The sequence below is a fragment of the Armatimonas sp. genome (assembly GCF_964826245.1).
This window is the reverse complement of record NZ_CBAYMC010000005.1, coordinates 1-17,174: the sequence shown is the minus strand read 5'-3', so window position 1 is coordinate 17,174 and position 17,174 is coordinate 1. Positions and strand designations below refer to the sequence as shown.

The following is a 17,174-nucleotide window of genomic DNA, read 5'->3' as shown; positions in this document are numbered from 1 at the left end:
GACAATCTCTTGGCATGGAGTATTAAGGCATAATGAAGTATGCTCGCTGATCCAAAAACCTATCTTGCCCCTCTGAGTGAGGAGCTGACGAAAACCTGGCCGAAGAACCGCCTCGTGAATATTGTCTGCCACGGACATAGTGTGCCGGCGGGGTACTTCAAGACGCCGGTTGTGGATAGCTTTCATGCCTACCCGCACCTGCTCCACAGAGCTCTCAAGGCACGTTTTCCTCATGCCGTACTCAATGTCATCGTGACGGCAATCGGGGGCGAGGAGTCCGAGAGTGGGGCGAGGCGCTTTGAGTCCGAGGTGCTCTGCCACCGACCCGACTTGCTCTTGATAGACTACGGCCTCAACGACCGCCGTATTGGGCTGGAGCGTGCGCAGGCAGCGTGGACCACGATGATTCAGGCGGCGAAAAAGCGCAATATCAAGCTGATTCTCTGCACCCCGACTCTGGATAATGGCGACCTAATCGAGCTTCGTAAGCATGCCATCCAAGAGCGAGCGCTTGCGGAGACTTTTGAGCTTGGGCTAGCCGATAGCTTTGCCCGCTGGGAGCAAGCGAGCGCTGAGGGCACGCTGCGCGAGGCGCTACTCTCTCAGAGCAACCACCCCAACGAAGCCGGGCACATCTTGGTTGTCGAGGAGCTACTCCGCTGGTTTCCCGCCCTGCGTGGGGTATAGTTACAGGATGAGACGCTACACTTTTCTCCTCCCACTCGCCGCTCTTGGTCTGCTCGGTTGCTCGCCCGAGAAACCCGCAGAACCACAGACCGCCCCGGCTACCACAGCCCCAGGCGAGACCCACTCTGCTGACGATGGTCATGGCCACAGTGCCACAGCAACAGATCCCCACGCCGCCCCTAAGGCCCCTAAGGCCCCTAAAGCCCCCGAGGCTCCTAAGGCCCCTGCCGCCAGCGATGCTTCCATGCCGGGTGGCCCCATGGCAGGAGCCGCAGATCCCTACGCCCCGCTCTCGAAAACGCCCGAGCTGGATGCCAAGATCGCAGAGGCCGAAAAATCGGGCGATAAGGCTGCCCTCGTCGATGCCTATGTCAAGCGGGGAATGTTCCGGATGCGCGATGACGACAAGGCGGGACAGCGGGTTAAGTACCGTGCCGCACTCTCGGATTTTAGAAAAGCCCTAAAAATATCTGGGAATGATACTAACGCTTTAGTTGGTAAAGATCAAATAGAGAGCATTTATACGGGCATGGGCCGTCCTGTCCCCTCGGAAGCTGAGGCAGACGAAGTAAGCCGCACCGGAGTGTATAAACCAAAGCCAGGCGAGTAACAAAACCTGCCGTGGCACAGTTATTGCACTATCTGATCCTAGATCACTGCCCGAGAGGGCACAAGGAACAGGTAGACTCTCTTGAAAAACTTCTTTCGCTTAGCTGTTGCCACGGCAGTTCTCACAGTCACCACATTTGCGCACGCCCAGACATCACTCTTTGCCAACTTCCAGCAGATTGGCGCGACTAAGCCATTCGAGTTTATCAACGACGGGGTCAACTCTCGTTTCATCACCTCGGTGGTAGTTCCTGTAAACTTCTTCTACCGCGCTCCCAATAGCAGTGGAACGATTGATGTCGCTCTTCCTGCAAACCTGACGATCACCTCCATAGTCAATGGAACCGCCTCGCTCAGTTCCCCCACGATCTCTCAAAAATTACAGAGCGTCGAGATGGTTTTCACGGGAACAGGAGCCGTTACCGGGAACCTGCTGACGATTATCAACTCTTCTACAGGAACCCTAGGGGGGGTTCTTGGAGACTCTGGAGCCGGGCTTGAGGAGACTCACGGCGTTTCTGGGGGAGTGGTCAACTACTCTTCGGCTTACCTCGATTTTAGCGCCTCCACCCAGCGCAACTACAGCCTTGCTATCAACAATATCGCGCCCCCTGGACTTGCCAATGGTGCGGGTAACTACCTGGCAGGATTCACCTCAGATGTGACTGGTCAGTTTTCTTCTAATGGCATGGTTCCAGAACCCTCCACCGTAATGTTGCTAGGTTTTGGTGGTTTAGGGCTTATCGCGAGATACCGCCGCAAAAAAGATCACTGCTAGTCTTACTAGTTTTAGTGTTATTTTTCACTCAGAGTAACTTTATTAGGGTATAAAATGTAAGATTATCAAAAGGGGTCTATCGTGGACAGCTGAAAACAAAATGAACTTCAAATATACCAAAGTACTGTTATCTGTCGGCACGCTAGGTTTGACCCTGTGTGCCGTGCCTGCTCAGGCTCAAGAGCTGTTTGCCACATTTACTCAGGCGTTTCAGACTCCTGCCTTCACGTACTCTTCTACTAGCAGTGGTGCGACTCTGGGCCTGGCAAGTGCCATCCCTGTGAGCTTCCAGTTCCAGACAATCAATGGACTTGGTGCCGCCGTCGGCGAGGATATTGAAGCAACCATGACCATGTCAGCGGTGAGCGCGGGCAATGCCTTCTCCAGCACCAGCTTTCTCGTCCAGCCCATGAAAGATATCGAGCTGCGCTTCACGTCCACCAGTGCGGCTCCAGACTCCGGCGATCTGCTTCGCGTGTCTCTGACTACGGGTAATCTTGTGGCACGTGTAGGCGGGCAGACCGCTAGACTAACCGGCACTGAGAGTTCCACCAGCAACAACATCGTAACGTTCGACTCGGATTACTTGGATTTCTCCCAGCCTCTCGTCAATAAAAACTTCGCAATCTCTTTCACGAGTATTGCTCCTGATATTGCAAATGGAGGAAACGGCTATCTAGCCCCCTTCACCACCACTGCCACCGGCAACTTTGGATCGGACCCGCTTCCTCCTCCCAAGAACAATATCCCAGAGCCTGCCACTCTCGTGCTAGCTATGCTGGGTGGTCTTGCCCTTGCTCGCCGGCGCAGGGCTGCCTAGCTAGTTGTCCGGGATGACTTCGTCGAGGGTGGCGTAAGTGTCGTCTGAGAGGCGCTCGCGGTTGCCATTTTTCGTTCGGTAGGTGGCAACCCGAATCCCCGAGACCCCCGCGCTACTTCGCCTGCGCCCCACCACACTCCGTCGTGCGGGCTCCTGGATGGAGAGAACACGGGTCTCCAGCACGATCTCGCTTGCCCTCCCCCTCTCGCCTACCACCTCGACACTCAGGCGCTCCCCCACCACTTTGGCGCTCAAGCGCACGGGAAACGGGTAGGGATTGCGTAGCCGCAGATCCACTCCCGGCCAGGCGACGGCAGCGTCTCTGCCCGGCGGGACGTACTTGGGAGCGATCGTGTGAGGATGGCGCTCTAGAACCTCCAGCCCCGCCAGGAGCGCCGCGTTATAGAGCGTCGTGGAGGTCTGGCAGACACCACCGCCCAGTGCGGGCACCATGGTTCCCTCCACGGAGACGGGAGCGGGGACATAGCCCGTATCGTTGTCCGTCGCAGAGACAACCGCGTTGTAGGAAAACACCTTCCCCGCCTTGATCACCTGCCCCTCCAGCGCGCGCGCCGCGAGAGTTGCATTACGAATCTGCGCCTTCTTGCGCCCCTTGAGGCTCGTCGTGTAGCCCGCCAGACGCACTTCGCTCACACGCGGTGTCACCCGCACATTGACCCACACGAAGCCGCCCATCACGGCCAGCCCCAAGAGCCCAAGCGCGGCTTTCACGGCTTTGCCTGCCTCTGGGCACACTGGGCTTTGTAGAGGCTGGGAATCGCCGTCTCGGTGACGATCCAGTTACGCGCCGTGGGCGGGTTCTGGACGATCATCTCGGGGGCAGTCGAGTTCCAGATCACTTGGTACGCCCCCGTCCAGCCGTGGCCTGTGCCAAGATTTCCCCGGTTGCGAATATTGATCCCCACTCCCTTAGCACCCTTGGCAGCAGTAATCGTTACGTTGTCGTAGAGCACGCCACAACTCCAGCGATGGTGTGGCCCACTGTCGGCGTGGCTCTGGGTGGCGGTGCAGTCGGAGAAGACATTGGGGCCAGGAACCGACGAGTCGAGGGCAAAGTCATGACGGCCATTGCGAGCCTTGCAGCGCTGGACTAAGTTGCGCTGGCCCGTGATCTGGAACGGGTAGCGCCTGCCCCCTTCGATCTTGGAGATGGGATCAAGGCACATGGAGTCCTCGACCGTGATATTTCTCGCGCTCCGGCCGATCGCGACACACGCAAAGCCAAAGTGCTCCGCCGTGATATGGCGCACCCAGCCGTTACGCGCCGCCCGAAAGGCAATCGCACTCCAGCCATGATCTTCGTCGTAGGGCGACGCAAACTCGGAGACGCAGCGCAGGTTCTCCACCCCGATCTCCTCGATGCGCTGGGGAAAGCGTAGCTTGCTCACCGTGTGCGGCCCAAACTCGCGCTCCAGCGCATTGGTCACGGGCGCATCCAGCGTGAGTGTCTTGCCCGAGATAGCCGTAATACGTCGCTCAAAGGCTAGGTCTTTACTGCCCGGAGCCCACTGCTGAATCGCCGTGCCGTCGCTGCGGGGGGGAATCTTATCCATCCCAAGCACCGAGATCCACTTGGCCGTGCTCGCCCGCCGGACGATCACCTCATCGCCCACCTTAAAGCCGCTGGCATCCGCAACCGTGAGCGTGTCCGCGCCACAGGGCACGTAGTCATCGGTGATCTCTTGCCGTGAGTCTTTCTCAGCTTGTGCTTGCCCCTCACCGCCCACGACAATCAGCGTGTGCTGCTTTTTTTGGGTTGCGACCAACACCGTGCCGTCCGCGCCTTCGCCCTCGCCGCGTAGCACCACGCCAGGATTTCGCAGAAAAATGCCTCCGGCAAACCGGTAGGTTCCCCGCTTGAGCAGCACCGCGCCGCTTTTTGTTTCGTCCAGCGCCTTCTGGACAATCGCATCCGCAAATGCCGCTTTATCCGCAAGCGGCTCCACAACTCGCGTGACGGGTAGTTCGGGAATCGGCGCATCTCCGTCTTTGTAGCCCACCCGAGAGAAGTCGGGAATCCGGTTGCCTTTCTCATCGGCGCGGTACGTGAGCGTCCCATCCACCGTTCGAGAAACCCATGCTTCGTCGGATCTGTCTGAACCCACCCGGCTCGTTCCTCGCCACCCTCCCTCTACGAAGGAGGGTTGAGGAGCGTTGAGAGCTAGCAGGAACAATATAGCGGCGGTGCTTCGGAACATGGGGATAGTATACCGTCTGCTAAAGCTGCCGGAACCACAAGAGTTTTGGTTTAACTAGTATCCGTTATACAAGTCTTCATAAACTCTGCTGTGATTTTTGGTATCCTGTCGGCATGAAGACAAAGAGTATGGGATTGGCGCTGGTGCTTGGCCTAGGAGCCGTGACGCTGGGGCTGACACAAGGGAATGCGGAGCAGATTGGTGAGCAGGCCGGCGGCTCGACTTTAGTGTCGTCGAACCAGCGGGTAACACCCGTAGGGAAACTCCAGACACTGAGGGCATCGCGGCCCAAGGATGTGGCAGTCTCTCCCGATGGCGCACTCGTGGCGGTACTGGCGCAGAGCCAAGTGGCGATCTACAGTGCCGCAGGTGAAGCCGTCGCGAGCGTGGCCGGAATCGAGGCGGGGCCGCTGGGGATTGTCTGGGAGCCGAGTGGTGAGGCGCTCTACGCAACACTGGCAGGCGGCAAAGTCGCAAAAATCAGCAAGAGCGAGACAGGCTGGAAAAAAGAAAAAGAGCTCACGATTGACTCGGTGGGGGCGCTGGGTGACCCGGATGTTGCGGCGGGAACCCAAGGGCGTGGCCGCGCAACCGGCGATCCCCAGCTCACGGGTCTTGCCATCTCGCCCGATGGCACGCGACTCTATGTCGGGATGGGGATTCGCAATGTAGTCGTCGTAGTGCGGCTGAGCGATGGCAAGACTGAGCGCACGGTTCTGGTGGATGCGGCTCCGTATCACCTGCGCCTCTCCCCCAATGGCAAGACACTGGCCGTCTCGTGCCGGGGCGGGCGCGTGGCACAAAAAGGCGAGGCCAGCGCGGACTCGGCAGGCACCGCGATTCGAATCGACACAAAAACCGATGCGGCCAAGAGCGGCAGCGTGACGCTGGTGGACACGGCGAGCCTGACCGTGCGAAAAGTGGAGGCGGGGCGGCAGCCGAGCGGCCTGGCGTTTACCAGAGACAGCAAGACGCTCTACGTGGCCAGCAGCGACGATGACACATTGCAAGTTCTGGACGTTGCGGGTGCAACAGTGACTCGCGCCTTTGTTCTGGCCCCAGAGCAAGACCCCGGCTTTGGCCAGATTCCCACCGCAGTCGCACTCAGTGCCGATGAGAAGATCGCCTATGTGGCCTGCGGCGGTGCCAATGCCATCGCGCATGTCGAGCTGGCCACGGGCAAGATTCTCGGCTACACCCCGACTGGCTGGTACCCCATTGCCCTCCGCCCCCTGCCCCTCCTCCCAACCCTGGGAGGAAGGGAGAGAGAGGAGTCTCGTGACTTCAGCAACTCGGAAGATAAGCTCCCCTCTGCCCAACCTGCCTCCGCAGGGTTGGGAGGAGGGGCAGGGGGAGGAGGGTTGGTGGTGGCAAGTAGCAAGGGCTACGGGAGCCGCGCACAGCGCACAGGTCCGTCGCCGGCCTATGGGGTTCATGGGACGATGGGACTCGTTCAGTTCACGCCACCGGCAATCGCCGCGCCAAGTGTCGTGGCGCAGAACAACCGCTGGGGAATGGCGGAAAAGCCTGCCCGCCGTGGGGTCGCGCCTATGCCGATTCCCGAGCGAGTGGGGGAGCCTTCGGTGTTTAAGCACGTGGTCTACATCATCAAGGAGAACCAGACCTACGACTATGTCTTTGGGGACATGAAAGAGGGCAACGGAGATCCCAAGCTAGCACTCTTTCCGGAGGAAGTGACCCCCAACCACCACGCGCTCGCCCGGCAGTTTGTCCTGCTCGATAACACCTACACCAGCGGGACGAACTCTGCCGATGGGCACCAGTGGAGCGTCTCAGGCGTGGCCAATGGCTACATGGAGCAGAACTATGCCGCTCATGCACGCTCCTATCCCTACGACGGCGGCGATGCGCTCTCAGGCTCCCCGACAGGCTTTCTCTGGACAGCAGCGCTCGCGAAGAAAAAATCGGTGCGGGTCTACGGGGAGTTTGTCAACAAGCCCGTGATCACCGACACCGAGACAGGCAAGGCCGTGCGCCCCAGTTGGAAGACACTCTGGGACGACTACAAGCAAAATAATGGCAAGCGCTACGCCATCAAGCCCGGCACCGACAACGCCGCGCTGCGCCCCCTGCTCCATCCCACCTACATCGGCTTTCCCTCGACGGTCTCCGACCAGTGGCGCGCCGACCAGTATGTCGCGGATATAGACAGCTTTGAGAAATCTGGCAAGATGCCCCATCTCTCGATCCTACTCTTGCCCAACGACCACACCGCAGGCACCCGCGCCGGTGGCCCGACACCCCGCGCCACGGTCGCCGACAACGATCTGGCGCTGGGCCGGATTGTCGAGCGCATCAGCAAGTCGAAGTTCTGGAAAGAGACCCTGATCCTGGTAATCGAGGACGACTCACAGTTTGGGGTGGACCATGTGGACGGGCACCGAACCGTCGCGCTCTGCATCTCTCCCTACACCCGGCGCGGCAGTGTCAATAGCACCCTCTTCAACCACACCAGCTTTATCCGCACCATCGGCCTCGCGCTGGGCTTCCCCGCAATGAACCGCTTCGACCGCACTGCGACCCCGCTCACAAGCTGCTTCACCAGCACTCCAAACCTCGCCCCATTTTCCTCCGTGCCCAATCGTATCCCGATAGACGAGCTCAATGTCACAAAGACGGCACTCTCTGGCGAGGCACGCCGCCTCGCCGAGGCCTGCGAGAAGCTCAACTGGGACGATGTGGACAAGGCCGATGCCGAGACCGTCGCACGGGCAATCTGGAGCGCACAAAAGCCCAGGGTTCGGTTCCCGAGTGCGCTGTATCAAGCGCCCACAAGTGGCGACGGAGACGACTAGTGCCCCGCTACCTTATGGTAAGAGATTTCTGGGGGCTCCCCAAAAAGAAAAAGCTATTCATAGGAAAAGATCCTTGCAGACATGCGCTACGACAGCGTTAAAAGCTCAGGCAGGACTTTTCTCCCATTGCCTGTATAGGGTTCGTGCGTTACAATCGGCTCATGGAACATATGGTCAGCGAGGGTGGTCTGGTGATCTTCAACCCGACTGCCGGGCGGGGCAAGGCAGGCAAGCGCAAAGAAGAGGCGCAAGCGTACCTGGGGCCAGCGTTCGAGTGGCTTCCCACACAGCGTCCCGGACACGCCACGGAGCTGGCACGCGCGGCGGCAAAAAAACATGAGCTGGTGGTCGCTTTCGGCGGTGATGGGACTGTCGGCGATGTGATGCGGGGAATCTTGCAGGCTAAGAACGATGGTGATGCGCCTCACGAAGCAACTCTAGGGATTATCCCCGCCGGTACGGGCAACGACATGGCCCGCAACCTAAAGCTCGTTTTGGAGACCCGCGAAGCCTGTGCGACAATTTTAGGGGGCGTGACGACGCGCATTGATGTCGGGCTGATCAATGGCACTCCGTTTATTAACAATGCGGGAACGGGCTTTGATGCGGCTGTGATGCACACGATGAACACCGGGATTAAGTTCGCCAGTGGTCAGCTTGCCTTCCGTCTGGCTATTTTAAAGACACTCGTCAAGTACAAGCCTTTCGCGCTCACGATTGAGGCGGATGATAGCGAGAAGCGTCAGATGCGGGCCTTTATGGTCTCGGTGCTCAATGGCAAGGTCTACGCCGCGGGAATGGAAGCGGCTCCTCATGCCGAGGTAGACGATGGCCGTCTGGACGTGATGATCATCAAGGAGATGTCCAAGTTCAAGCTCCTTCCCGTGATTCAGCTCGTGGCGTCCGGCAAGCACCTGGACCATCCTGCCGTCGAGATGCTGCAAGTGCGCAAGCTCAAAGTGGGCACCATTCCGCCGCAGCCACTCAACATTGACGGCGAGGTGCGCGGCCTCACCCCGATGAATATCGAAGTCCGTCCCCGAGAGCTCAAGGTGCTGATACGGTGATTCCTGCGGTCGTGACAGCGGGGGGACGGCTTGAGGGAGCGCTGGCGGAGGCCACGGGCCAGAGTGTCAAGGCCCTGGTGGCGCTCCATGAAGGTACCCCGATGCTTTGGCGTGTGCTGGAGGCGCTCTCCGGCTCGGGTGTGATCGGCGATACGGTGGTGGTTGGCCCCGATGCGCTAAAGCCACACGTCGGGGCCGCTTGCCTGATCCCGGAAGGAGATAGCGGGATCGAGAACCTGATACGTGGCCTAGAATACATTGGCTCCGCCCCCCCCGCCCCCAAGATTGGGGGAGCCAATGTTGGGGGTTTTGCGCTCTTTGCCGCCTCGGATCTGCCGTATCTTTGCGCCGAGTCGGTGCGCTGGCTCGTGGAAAACGCCCCCGAAGACGCTGACATTGTCTTCCCCATCACGGACCGCCAGCGCTATGAGGCGCGCTTTCCTGGCACTCCCGGAGCCTGGACAAAGCTGCGCGACGGGGAATTAACGGGCGGCTCGGTCTTTTTGATGCGCCCTGCGGCAGTTCAGCGCAACCGTGGCCTAATTGAGAAAGTCTTCAACGCTCGCAAGAGCCAGTGGCAGATGGCGCAGCTACTTGGTTTAAGCTTCGCTCTGAAGTTCGCCACCGGTGGCCTTACCATCGCTGCCGCCGAAGCCCGCGCCACCGCGCTCACCGGCTGCCGCTGCCGCGCCCTTCCCGATGCCCACCCACATCTGGCGTGTGACCTAGACACCCATGAAGAGTGGCTCTACTTGAAAGGGTTGGGGCGCCCATGAGCGATCCGTTTCGCGATGCCCAAGAGCGGATGCGTGAGGCCCAGGAGCGCGCCGCCGCTCTGGGGCGTGAGTACGCCCATGAGGCACAGGAGCGTGCCAAGGCCGTCCGCGATGCCATGCCACCGGGGCTGCCCAAGCGCCTTGTCTCGGCGTTTGTGGGAATCCCGCTCATCCTGGCGCTGATCTTTGTGGAGGTCTGGCCAGACCGCTTTCCGGGGATTGTCTTCACCCTCGCGGTGGCACTCATTGCCCTGATCTGTGCCAGTGAGTACTTTAAGGCGCTCAAGCACCGTGGCTTCCGACCTAACGAGCAGCTCTCCTATATCGGGGTGGTGGTCTTGCAGTTCGCCGCTTGGAACGTGAGCCGAGGTCAGCTTGTCAACTTCCTGCCCGTGATGCTGGTCGTTTTGACGATTGCCACTCTGATCAATCAGGTCCTACGGCGTGAGTCGGAGCCGGTGGCGAACCTCGGGGTGACTCTCTTTGGCGTGGCCTATGTCGGGTGGCTTGTCTCGTACCTGGTCTTCCTGCGCTCCCTGCTACCGGGTCAGAGTATCGCCATTCCTCTCCCCTGGGGCGATGGCCCCTCGGTCAGCCATGGCGCGTGGCTGACACTTTACGTGATCGCCGTCACCTGGATGACCGACACCGGAGCCTATGCCTTTGGGGTACGCTTCGGAAAAAATAGCCGCAAGCTCGCGCCCTCACTCTCGCCCAATAAGACCGTGGTCGGGGCCATCGGGGGGCTGGTCACCGCAACCCTCACATCGCTTCTCTGGGGAGCCTGGGCGCACCTGCCGTGGTACCACTGCCTGATTCTCGGCCCGATTCTAGGTGCCCTCGGCCAGGTCGGTGATCTGTGCGAGTCCGCCCTCAAACGCGATCTAGGTATTAAAGACTTCGGGGGAATCATGCCCGGCCACGGCGGCTTATTGGATCGCTTCGACTCGCTCCTCTTCACTGCCCCCATCGCCTACTACTACCTCGCCCTCATTGTCACCTAGAGCTTGAGGCTACTTTTTCGCAGCAAACTCTTCGAGGATCTTTTTTTGTTCGGGTGTATAAATGGCCTGCTCTTCTTCTTTTTGCTTCGCTTTCAGGGGCTCTAGCTCCCCGTTTTTCTTCGCCACAATCGCATCGAGGGCAGCCTTGGTCTTTGGATCCATCGATTTTCCCCCACGCCCACTAGCCATCGCCTCGGCTTGATACGGCTTGGTCAGCTCCACGTACTTTTTTTCAATAGCCACTGCCTCAAGAGTGTACTTACGACGGATCTCTTGAAGCTTGCTTTTCTGGTCTTCCGTCAGATTAAGTTTTGCCTGTAAATCCCGTGAAGCTGAGCGTGGAGCAGGCTGGTTGGTGTTCGGGATATCGATCACTTCATCCTGCTTGCCACAGCCTGAAAAAATAAATCCCAGCCCTACAAGGCAGAGGCGAGGAAGGGTCTTGAGTACTTTTTGCATAGCCCTATCATACCTGAGAGTTTTTTTATGCCTCAGATTCTAGGAGGCTTTAGCGTATAATGACGTATGCCCTCGACCCCCTTGCTGACCGGAGTAGGACAGCTCCCCGCATTTCATGTGATGACCAAGCCTATTGGGCCGATCTGTAACCTGGACTGTCGCTACTGCTTTTATCTGGAAAAAGAGGATCTCTACCAAAGTGAGCGCAAGCAGCGGCCCTCCTGGGAGATGCCCCCAGAGATTTTAGAGAGCTATATCCAACAGTACATCGAGAGCCAGAGTGTCCCAGAGATTAACTTCGCCTGGCAGGGAGGGGAGCCGACACTTCTGGGGGTGCGTTTTTTTGAGCGCGTCGTGGCGCTCCAGAAGAAATACGCCAATGGTAAGACGATCCACAATGCCTTCCAGACCAACGGGACGCTTCTCGACGATGCGTGGGGCGAGTTTCTTTCCAAGAATAACTTTCTCATTGGGCTCTCGGTGGATGGCCCGGCGCATCTGCACGATGCCTATAGAGTAGATAAGCAAGGCCGCCCGACTTTTGAGCGCGTGATGGCGGGGATGGCGGTCTTGAAGAAACATGCCGTTGAGTTCAACACGCTCACCGTGGTCAATCGCAAGAACTCCCAGGAGCCGCTGGCGGTCTATAAGTTTCTGCGAGAAGTGGGCTCGGGCTACATTCAGTTCATTCCGCTGGTGGAGCGCAACCCCATCGCCCCGATTGAGACACAAGATGGCCTGATCCAGCTCTCGCTAGCCACCCCTGCACAGCCTGGACAGCCGCGCTCGCCCGTCACCGATTGGTCTGTACGCTCAGAAGACTATGGTAAGTTTCTCATCGCCATCTTTGATGAGTGGGTGCGGCGTGATATTGGCCGGACATTTGTCCAGATGTTCGATGTGGCCCTGGGCAACTGGGCTGGCGCAGGCCCCAGCCTGTGCGTCTTCTCCGAGACCTGTGGCGCGGCACTGGCGCTGGAGCACAACGGGGATCTCTATGCCTGCGATCACTATGTTTACCCCGACTACAAACTGGGAAACCTAAAAGACACGCCCCTTAGCGAGCTGGTCAATAGTGAGACGATGCGTAAGTTCGGCAACGACAAGCGCGACACACTTCCTAAGTACTGCCAAGAGTGCGATGTACGCTTTGCCTGCCACGGTGAGTGCCCCAAGCATCGCTTTCTCAAAGCCCCGGATGGAGAGTGGGGCCTTAACTATCTCTGCGCCGGATACTTAAAGTTTTTCCACCATGTAGACCCCTACATGAAAACGATGACCAGGCTTCTTCATGCAGGCCGTGCCCCTGCCGAGCTCATGGCACTGCTCCTGCAAAAAGAGACAGCAGCGGCGGCAACCAAAAAAGCACCGGGCCGCAACGATCCTTGCCCCTGCGGCAGCGGAAAGAAATTTAAGGTATGTTGTCTGCGACACTAACGTTCCTAAGCCATGCACGCTCCTGATCCCCCCTTAAAACTATCCGTCGCCCCCCTCCCCGAACAAACTCCCATGCCCTGGGAAACGGTGGCGCAGGATAGGGTCACACGAGACATTCTGCCTCAGCTTTCTGAGGGAGAGAGCCTGAGCGTGATGTTTCCTGCCTACAACGATGCCCACACGATAGGCTCACTTGTGGACTGGTCGGCGAAGATCTTGGCACGTGTGGCCCGCGACTACGAGATTATCGTGGTCAATGATGGCAGCCCCGACCAGACTGCCGCCGTGCTCGCGGACCGTCAGCAAAAATACCCGTTTTTGCGTGTGGTCACCCATGAAAAAAACGGAGGCTATGGGGCGGCACTTCGTAGCGGCTTTGCAGCGGCCCGCAAGACCTATGTTTTCTACACCGATGGCGACGGTCAGTACGATCCGACGGAGCTGGTAGTCCTCCTTCCTCAGATGGTCGAAGGGGTTGGTATGGTAAATGGCTACAAGCTCAAGCGCGGCGATAACTGGGTGCGGGTCGTGGTGGGCCGTAGCTACCACTGGAGCGCGAAGCTTCTCTTTGGACTGCCCATCCGCGATACGGACTGCGATTTCCGTCTGATGCGGCGCGAGGTTCTCGACTCGCTGACCCTCACCTCCAATAGCGGCTCCATCTGCCCGGAGCTGGTCTTTGAGATGAAGAACTCCAAAATGAAGATCATGGAAGCGGGTGTGCACCACTACCCACGTGTCTCGGGGACGTCTCAGTTCTTCAAGCCTAGAAAAATTATTGCGTCACTAGGAAAGCTCCTCGCTCTCTGGCGCAAGCTGATTCTCTGGCGCACAGGAGGGCGCGTTCTGCGTGCTCTAGGGCTGCGAAAGTAGGTTTTGGTGATGGACTTTGCCGGAAAAGACTGCCTTATCACGGGAGGGCTGGGATTTATCGGGAGTAACCTCGCTCACCGACTTGTAGCACTAGGCGCAAGTGTCCATATCGTAGACTCGCTCATTCCAGGTCATGGAGGAAACTACCATAACCTCGTGGGGATCGAGCATAAAGTCACGGTCACCGAGGCAGACATGCGCGATCAGGCGATGCGCTCCCTTGTGCGCCACCGTGATGTGATCTTCAATCTCGCGGGCCAAGTCAGCCACTTGGACTCCATGAGCGATCCCGAGACGGACCTTCAGATCAACTGCCGCAGCCAGATGATCTTGATGGAGCTGGTGCGCCATGAGAACCCAGGGGCTATTGTGGTCTACACCAGCACCCGCCAGATCTATGGCAAGCCTCTCGATCTACCGGTCTCCGAGAACCACCCGATCCGTCCGGTGGATGTCAATGGGGTCAACAATGTCGCAGGCGAGATGTACCACCTGCTCTACCATGATGTCTACGGGATCAAGACAGTCTCCCTGCGCCTTACCAATACTTACGGCCCTCGGATGCTCCTCACCAAAGGCAGCACACAGGGCTTTATCACCACGTTTGTACGAGCGGCGCTGGAGGGCGGCGAGATCACTCTCTACGGAGATGGTGAGCAGCGCCGGGACATGAACGAGGTCAGCGATGTCGTGGAGGCACTGCTGCGGGCCGCCTCGACCCCTGAGTGCTTTGGCCTTGCGTTTAATCTAGGCCACTTTGAAGTCGTCACCCTGCGCCAGGTTGCGGAGACACTTCAAACGATCTGCCCAAGACTCACCCTCCGCTACATTCCCTGGCCTGAGGAAAAAAAGCGCATTGATATCGGAGACTACTACGCGGACTTCTCGCGCTTCAGCAGTACAACCCAGTGGCTCCCGCGTGTGGATCTCACCACAGGACTTGAGCGTATGGTCGAGTTTTACCGAGTAAACCGGCAGCACTATTGGGGAGCGCTATGACGATTCCTTTTGCAGAGTTCAAGAGCCAGTATGCCGCACTCAAGCCCGAGCTAGATGCCGCCCTTCAGAGTGTTTTAGAGGCGGGCTGGTTTGTGCTGGGCGAGCAGGGCAAGGCTTTTGAGCAAGAGTTCGGGGCGTGGCTCAACATTGGCTCCCCCGTTATCGGGGGCGGGGGAGGAGCCAGTGTTATAGGGGTTGCAAATGGCACCGACGCGATTGCGCTGGCGCTCCGGGCGCTGGGCGTCGGCCAGGGCGACGAAGTGATCACGACGCCCATGACAGCCTTTCCGACCGCGGCAGCCATCCGACAGATCGGCGCGATTCCGGTCTTTGCGGATGTTCAAGCCGACACGCTCTGCCTCGATCCACAGAAGGCGCTGGCAAAGATCGGCCCAAAGACCAAGGCGATTGTCCCGGTGCACCTCTACGGCCAGGCAGTGGATCTCGGGCCATTACTGGAGTGCGGTATCCCGATCTTAGAAGACTGTGCCCAGAGCCACGGGACACGCTGGCGGGGTCAGCTCACGGGCACCCTCGGGAAAATCGCGACTTTTAGTTTCTATCCCACCAAGAACCTGGGGGCCTACGGCGATGGGGGAGCAGTGGCAACGGGCGATCCCGCACTTGCAGCAATGGTTCGGAGCCTGCGCAACTACGGCGAGGGGACGCAGCGCTACGAGCACTTGTCTGAAGGCGTGAACTCACGCCTCGACGAAATCCAGGCGGCGATCCTGCGGGTGAAACTGCGACACTTAGACGTATCCCTGGCACGTCGCCGGGAGCTAGCCACGCTCTATCGCCAGCTTCTTCGGGGAGTCGAGCTGCCAGTAGAGACGGACTATAGCCACAATACCTGGCATCTCTACGTGGTTCGCACCACCCCCGAGAAGCGCAATGCCCTGCGCCAACACTTAACCGAGCGGGGAGTCGGGACTCAGATTCACTACCCTATTCCCCAGAACCGTCAGCCTGCCTTGGCGCACCTAGGCCAACAGGATACCTGCCCCATCGCAGACGCAGAGGCAGAGAGAATTCTCTCTCTGCCCCTTTACCCCGAGCTCACCGATGAACAAATTGCCTACATCGCCGAGCAGGTTACCGCGTTTTTCTAAACACTACAGCTTGGCGTCTATCAAGCCCGTGACTCCCACCCCCGCGACACGCTTGAGGGAGTCTAAGTTCTTCACCTCACGGCTCTCGACCGGGATCAGCCCCTTCACCCGAATCTGAAGACCAAGCCGAGCATCCCCTTCGATCTGGGCGATAGCACGCACTTTATCCACCTGCGCTTTCGGCCCCGTGATCTGCGCCGCACCTGCGTAGGTTCCCTTACCAATCGAAAGGATTGGCACTACACGGGTCTCAGCAGACTTAGGAGGATTTCCGACCAACCTATCCACAAAATTATTGATGTCCCCACCAAACTTGTCAATAGCGACGACAATCGCTCCACCTTTGAGAAGCTTATCGAGCTGAGCACTCGCACTCGGGGCAAGCACAAGCCCACTGAGCATTCCAACGGCAAAGATCGCAATCGGCAAACGTTTCATTTGAATTCTCCTTCTTCCTCACCAATGTACCCCACAAAAACGAGAAAGGCGCGGTGGGATACCCAGCCGCGCCTTGTCCCCATCAGCTCCGCGCACTCATCGTCGAGAGCCGCTATGCCTCCCGGTAAACTGCCTCCAACTTCGGGGGCGGACCCAGGGCACAGCGTGATGGACTCAGTCATTATACATTGGCTTTAGCATTTTTGTTCCACAGTGCTATTTTTCACAGTTTTTCACCCAGCGGTCAATGAGCTGGCGAGAGAGGGCGTAGGGGGGCGGGAGCTCGGGGAGGTTGGTGTGGTGGAACCACGCGGCGTGAGAGAGCTCGGTGGGGTCGGGGGTGATGGTGCCGGAGTCGTAGCGGCAGATAAAGCCGACCATGAGCTGATGCGGAAACGGCCAGGTCTGGCTGCCGTCGTAGGTACACTCCCCTACCGTGACCTGCACTTCTTCGATGGTCTCACGACGGCAGCAATCTTCCAGTGACTCGCCGGGCTCGACAAAGCCTGCGAGAATCGAGTAGCGCTTCCCCCAGCCTTCTTTCTGGGCCAATAAGATATTGCCCGCGCCATCGTGGACAAGGATCAGTACGGCGGGCGTGGCGGGCGGGTAGTGAGAGAAACCGCAGGCCATACACTTCTGGTTCCAGCCATCATCATTGTGGGTCGGGCCGCCGCAGGCCGGGCAGAAGCGGGCATTTTTGTGCCAGCGAATAAGCTGCGAGGCATACCCTGCGACCGTGATCTCTTCGTCACTCATATGACCAAAGAGCGAGCGCAGACCAAGGCGCTTGACGTTCTCCGGCTCTACGGCATCGTCATCGGCGGGGAGTGGTTGAGAGAACGCGAGGCACGGGACGCCATCTAAGTCACCGATGTAGAGGGCAGTTTCGGGTGCGGGCGTCTCAGAACGCAAGAGGCTCGCTCCATGACGGTCGTGGTGAACGAGCAGCTCGCCTTCAGCAACAAACGGGAGGTGAATCTGTAGACTGGCAGAAAGTACGGCGGGCTTGCCAGCGGGATAGGCGCGAAGAAACATGGGCCATGGTACCATAATCGCACTATGAGACAGACTCCTCTC

Annotated in this window: 17 protein-coding genes; 12 read left to right on the top strand and 5 right to left on the bottom strand. The window is 58.8% G+C overall.

Annotated elements, in window-relative coordinates; genetic code table 11:
- The first annotated feature begins 39 nt into the window (after nucleotides 1-39).
- The 4 genes from AC1XOS_RS01285 to AC1XOS_RS01270 all read left to right on the top strand — a co-directional run bounded on the left by AC1XOS_RS01285 (nucleotide 40) and on the right by AC1XOS_RS01270 (nucleotide 2,894).
- Nucleotides 40-687 carry an SGNH/GDSL hydrolase family protein gene (locus tag AC1XOS_RS01285; RefSeq protein WP_481960405.1) on the top strand — a complete coding sequence of 216 codons (648 nt, stop codon included), beginning with the start codon at nucleotides 40-42 and terminating at the stop codon, nucleotides 685-687.
- Between the two features lie 7 nt (nucleotides 688-694).
- Complete coding sequence (locus AC1XOS_RS01280) at nucleotides 695-1,297, top strand: hypothetical protein (protein WP_481960404.1); 603 nt, start codon at nucleotides 695-697, stop codon at nucleotides 1,295-1,297.
- An 81-nt stretch (nucleotides 1,298-1,378) separates the two neighbouring features.
- Entirely contained in the window at nucleotides 1,379-2,074 is a 696-nt protein-coding gene (locus tag AC1XOS_RS01275; RefSeq protein ID WP_481960403.1) for a PEP-CTERM sorting domain-containing protein, read from the top strand.
- Nucleotides 2,075-2,174: 100 nt separating this feature from the next.
- Nucleotides 2,175-2,894 carry a PEP-CTERM sorting domain-containing protein gene (locus AC1XOS_RS01270; RefSeq protein WP_481960402.1) on the top strand — a complete coding sequence of 240 codons (720 nt, stop codon included), beginning with the start codon at nucleotides 2,175-2,177 and terminating at the stop codon, nucleotides 2,892-2,894.
- On the opposite strand, the gene AC1XOS_RS01265 is transcribed toward AC1XOS_RS01270, so the two are convergent.
- Together AC1XOS_RS01265 and AC1XOS_RS01260 are read right to left on the bottom strand one after the other, a co-directional pair.
- Nucleotides 2,895-3,626 carry a VanW family protein gene (locus tag AC1XOS_RS01265; protein WP_481960401.1) on the bottom strand — a complete coding sequence of 244 codons (732 nt, stop codon included), beginning with the start codon at nucleotides 3,624-3,626 and terminating at the stop codon, nucleotides 2,895-2,897. It lies immediately after the preceding gene.
- Complete coding sequence (locus AC1XOS_RS01260) at nucleotides 3,623-5,020, bottom strand: hypothetical protein (protein ID WP_481960400.1); 1,398 nt, start codon at nucleotides 5,018-5,020, stop codon at nucleotides 3,623-3,625. The genes AC1XOS_RS01265 and AC1XOS_RS01260 overlap by 4 nt, the downstream gene beginning before the upstream one ends.
- A 206-nt stretch (nucleotides 5,021-5,226) precedes the next feature.
- On the opposite strand from AC1XOS_RS01260, the gene AC1XOS_RS01255 reads away from it, so the two are divergent.
- The 4 genes from AC1XOS_RS01255 (at nucleotide 5,227) to AC1XOS_RS01240 (ending at nucleotide 10,776) form a co-directional block, all read left to right on the top strand.
- Nucleotides 5,227-7,929, top strand: coding sequence for an alkaline phosphatase family protein (locus AC1XOS_RS01255; RefSeq protein WP_481960399.1), 2,703 nt, complete (start codon nucleotides 5,227-5,229; stop codon nucleotides 7,927-7,929).
- A 161-nt stretch (nucleotides 7,930-8,090) separates the two neighbouring features.
- On the top strand, nucleotides 8,091-8,996 hold the full coding sequence (locus AC1XOS_RS01250) for a diacylglycerol/lipid kinase family protein (protein WP_481960398.1): 906 nt from the start codon (nucleotides 8,091-8,093) through the stop codon (nucleotides 8,994-8,996).
- A complete protein-coding gene (locus AC1XOS_RS01245; RefSeq protein ID WP_481960397.1) occupies nucleotides 8,993-9,772 on the top strand; it encodes an NTP transferase domain-containing protein in 780 nt (259 codons plus the stop codon). The genes AC1XOS_RS01250 and AC1XOS_RS01245 overlap by 4 nt, the downstream gene beginning before the upstream one ends.
- Nucleotides 9,769-10,776, top strand: a complete 1,008-nt coding sequence (locus tag AC1XOS_RS01240) for a phosphatidate cytidylyltransferase (RefSeq protein WP_481960396.1) — start codon at nucleotides 9,769-9,771, stop codon at nucleotides 10,774-10,776. Before AC1XOS_RS01245 ends, AC1XOS_RS01240 begins: the two co-directional genes overlap by 4 nt.
- A gap of 9 nt (nucleotides 10,777-10,785) precedes the next feature.
- Here the strand turns inward: AC1XOS_RS01240 and AC1XOS_RS01235 are convergent, their stop codons facing one another.
- On the bottom strand, nucleotides 10,786-11,235 hold the full coding sequence (locus AC1XOS_RS01235) for a hypothetical protein (RefSeq protein ID WP_481960395.1): 450 nt from the start codon (nucleotides 11,233-11,235) through the stop codon (nucleotides 10,786-10,788).
- A 66-nt stretch (nucleotides 11,236-11,301) separates the two neighbouring features.
- Here AC1XOS_RS01235 and AC1XOS_RS01230 point away from each other — a divergent pair, with 66 nt between their 5' ends.
- The 4 genes from AC1XOS_RS01230 (at nucleotide 11,302) to AC1XOS_RS01215 (ending at nucleotide 15,656) form a co-directional block, all read left to right on the top strand.
- On the top strand, nucleotides 11,302-12,672 hold the full coding sequence (locus AC1XOS_RS01230; RefSeq protein ID WP_481960394.1) for an anaerobic sulfatase maturase: 1,371 nt from the start codon (nucleotides 11,302-11,304) through the stop codon (nucleotides 12,670-12,672).
- Nucleotides 12,673-12,744: 72 nt separating this feature from the next.
- Nucleotides 12,745-13,545: a glycosyltransferase family 2 protein gene (locus AC1XOS_RS01225; RefSeq protein WP_481960393.1), complete on the top strand. Its 801-nt coding sequence runs from the start codon at nucleotides 12,745-12,747 to the stop codon at nucleotides 13,543-13,545.
- A gap of 9 nt (nucleotides 13,546-13,554) precedes the next feature.
- Nucleotides 13,555-14,544, top strand: coding sequence for an NAD-dependent epimerase/dehydratase family protein (locus AC1XOS_RS01220; protein ID WP_481960392.1), 990 nt, complete (start codon nucleotides 13,555-13,557; stop codon nucleotides 14,542-14,544).
- Nucleotides 14,541-15,656: a DegT/DnrJ/EryC1/StrS family aminotransferase gene (locus tag AC1XOS_RS01215; RefSeq protein WP_481960391.1), complete on the top strand. Its 1,116-nt coding sequence runs from the start codon at nucleotides 14,541-14,543 to the stop codon at nucleotides 15,654-15,656. The genes AC1XOS_RS01220 and AC1XOS_RS01215 overlap by 4 nt, the downstream gene beginning before the upstream one ends.
- 3 nt (nucleotides 15,657-15,659) lie before the next feature.
- Here the strand turns inward: AC1XOS_RS01215 and AC1XOS_RS01210 are convergent, their stop codons facing one another.
- Together AC1XOS_RS01210 and nudC are read right to left on the bottom strand one after the other, a co-directional pair.
- On the bottom strand, nucleotides 15,660-16,094 hold the full coding sequence (locus AC1XOS_RS01210) for a hypothetical protein (RefSeq protein ID WP_481960390.1): 435 nt from the start codon (nucleotides 16,092-16,094) through the stop codon (nucleotides 15,660-15,662).
- A 216-nt stretch (nucleotides 16,095-16,310) separates the two neighbouring features.
- On the bottom strand, nucleotides 16,311-17,132 hold the full coding sequence (gene nudC / locus AC1XOS_RS01205) for an NAD(+) diphosphatase (RefSeq protein ID WP_481960389.1): 822 nt from the start codon (nucleotides 17,130-17,132) through the stop codon (nucleotides 16,311-16,313).
- Between the last annotated feature and the right edge of the window lie 42 nt (nucleotides 17,133-17,174).

Bases quoted from the DNA above. Each gene is read 5' to 3' on its own strand.
- AC1XOS_RS01285 (WP_481960405.1), top strand. From the start codon at position 40: ATGCTCGCTGATCCAAAAACCTATCTTGCCCCTCTGAGTGAGGAGCTG.
- AC1XOS_RS01280 (WP_481960404.1), top strand. From the start codon at position 695: ATGAGACGCTACACTTTTCTCCTCCCACTCGCCGCTCTTGGTCTGCTC.
- AC1XOS_RS01270 (WP_481960402.1), top strand. From the start codon at position 2,175: ATGAACTTCAAATATACCAAAGTACTGTTATCTGTCGGCACGCTAGGT.
- AC1XOS_RS01255 (WP_481960399.1), top strand. From the start codon at position 5,227: ATGAAGACAAAGAGTATGGGATTGGCGCTGGTGCTTGGCCTAGGAGCC.
- AC1XOS_RS01250 (WP_481960398.1), top strand. From the start codon at position 8,091: ATGGAACATATGGTCAGCGAGGGTGGTCTGGTGATCTTCAACCCGACT.
- AC1XOS_RS01240 (WP_481960396.1), top strand. From the start codon at position 9,769: ATGAGCGATCCGTTTCGCGATGCCCAAGAGCGGATGCGTGAGGCCCAG.
- AC1XOS_RS01235 (WP_481960395.1), bottom strand. From the start codon at position 11,235: ATGCAAAAAGTACTCAAGACCCTTCCTCGCCTCTGCCTTGTAGGGCTG.
- AC1XOS_RS01230 (WP_481960394.1), top strand. From the start codon at position 11,302: ATGCCCTCGACCCCCTTGCTGACCGGAGTAGGACAGCTCCCCGCATTT.
- AC1XOS_RS01225 (WP_481960393.1), top strand. From the start codon at position 12,745: ATGCCCTGGGAAACGGTGGCGCAGGATAGGGTCACACGAGACATTCTG.
- AC1XOS_RS01220 (WP_481960392.1), top strand. From the start codon at position 13,555: ATGGACTTTGCCGGAAAAGACTGCCTTATCACGGGAGGGCTGGGATTT.
- AC1XOS_RS01215 (WP_481960391.1), top strand. From the start codon at position 14,541: ATGACGATTCCTTTTGCAGAGTTCAAGAGCCAGTATGCCGCACTCAAG.
- AC1XOS_RS01210 (WP_481960390.1), bottom strand. From the start codon at position 16,094: ATGAAACGTTTGCCGATTGCGATCTTTGCCGTTGGAATGCTCAGTGGG.
- nudC (WP_481960389.1), bottom strand. From the start codon at position 17,132: ATGTTTCTTCGCGCCTATCCCGCTGGCAAGCCCGCCGTACTTTCTGCC.